Source organism: Catenulispora sp. MAP12-49 (assembly GCF_041262705.1).
Lineage (GTDB): Bacteria > Actinomycetota > Actinomycetes > Streptomycetales > Catenulisporaceae > Catenulispora.
In genome coordinates this window covers 1-1643 of record NZ_JBGCCP010000087.1, presented here as the reverse complement: position 1 = coordinate 1643, position 1643 = coordinate 1, and the positions used below count along the sequence as shown (strand labels likewise).

Below are 1643 nucleotides of genomic sequence, written 5' to 3'. Positions count from 1 at the left end.
AGTGCCTGTTGCTCAACCGAACATGGTGTGTGGTGTGGACTCGTCTGGGTGAGTTGGTGTCAAGACACGCATAAAGGCAGGGCCTCCTGTGTAGCTCGTGGGTGTTGAGTCCGATGAGCACCAGGAGGCCCTGTTGTCTTCTTTCTACGCGATCGGCGACGCTGAGGCCACGCGCCGCGCCGTGTCCTGTGATTGTCTGGCTCATCGCCATGGCAATGCCGGCGATCGTCCGGTGCGCCGGCGGGCCTATCCGACGGATCTGACCGATGCCCAGTGGGCTGTGATCGCCCCGATGATCCCGGTGCCGGCGTGGATGACTGGCCGGGGCGGGCGCCCGGAGAGCTACTGCCACCGGGAGATGATCGACGCGGTGGCCTACCTGGTCGACAACGGCACCAAATGGCGGGCGCTGCCGTCAGATTTCCCAGCCTGGCCGGCGGTATACCGGTTCTTCGGCCGCTGGCGTGACCAGGGACTGCTGACGGTGCTGCACGACCGGCTGCGCCGGGCGGTCCGCGTGAACCAGGGCCGGGAGCCTGAGCCGAGCGCTGGGGTCGTGGACTCCCAGACGTTGCGCGCGGCCGAGACTGTGGGCAAGACCCGCCGCGGCTACGACGCAGGCAAGAAGATTAACGGGACCAAACGGCACATCGCCGTGGACACTATCGGGCTGCTGCTGACAGTACTGGTTACCGCCGCCGACCTGCACGACCGCGACGGCGCCGGCCCGCTGCTGGCCCGGCTGCGCACCGTCTGCCCGCGCATCAAGCTGATCTGGGCCGATGCCGGCTACACCGGCCGCCTGGTGTCCTGGGTCGCCGAAACCTTCACCGGACTGCGCCTGGCCATCGTCAAACGCACCGACAAGCACCGCTTCCAGGTGCTACCGCGCCGCTGGGTGGTGGAGCGCACCCTGGGCTGGATCACCAGACGACGGCGGTGCGTGCGGGACTTTGAACGACGCGCCGACACACACGAGGCGATGGTGCACTGGGCGATGACCGCCGTGATGACCCGCCGCCTGGCCCGCCGCTGAACCAGTCGGTGCTCACACCATCTGGAACACTCCCGGCCCGGCCTCGACCGCCCAGCCGCGCGCGACCAGCCGCTTGAGCTTGGACCGCAGCCCCTCCCGCACCGTATCCGTCGCAGGCAACCCCAACACCCGGGCCAACTCCCCAGCCCGCACCCCGCCACCAGCCGACCGCGCCGCCAACCACATGCTGCGATAACCCGCCGGCAGCGCCTGCTCGGTCATCCCCTCGCCCCGCACCGGCACCACCGTCGGCTCCGGGCCCACCGCAGCGCCAGGAACCTGATCTGATCCAGCACCCTTGACCGCCTTGACCGCACGGACCACGCCCGCGCCCTTGGTGACGACCTGCAGCGTGTTCCGGGTGATGACCACATGCTCCAGGTCACGCTCGGCATCAGCCAACTGAACACGCAGCTCCTCGATCCGCGCCCGCACCGCCACCTCGTGAGCATCCAGCAAGCCGTCCACCGAAACCATCACGCGCCTCCCACCCGCACCCACCCAGATCCGTCACCGCAGCCTCTACCGCTCCCGACGACGGATCACACCCCACAGCCGGGACTATTTTCCCAGCTCAAAGGCTATGTTCGGTTAAGCAACAGACACT

Annotated in this window: 2 protein-coding genes; one reads left to right on the top strand and one right to left on the bottom strand. The window is 68.0% G+C overall.

The genetic code is table 11. The features are described 5' to 3' along the window. The first annotated feature begins 133 nt into the window (after positions 1 to 133). A complete protein-coding gene (locus tag ABIA35_RS49375; protein WP_370362645.1) occupies positions 134 to 1036 on the top strand; it encodes an IS5 family transposase in 903 nt (300 codons plus the stop codon). Positions 1037 to 1048: 12 nt separating this feature from the next. On the opposite strand, the gene ABIA35_RS49370 is transcribed toward ABIA35_RS49375, so the two are convergent. Further along, positions 1049 to 1513 (bottom strand): hypothetical protein, encoded by a 465-nt coding sequence (locus ABIA35_RS49370; RefSeq protein ID WP_370362644.1) that lies wholly within the window; start codon positions 1511 to 1513, stop codon positions 1049 to 1051. Between the last annotated feature and the right edge of the window lie 130 nt (positions 1514 to 1643).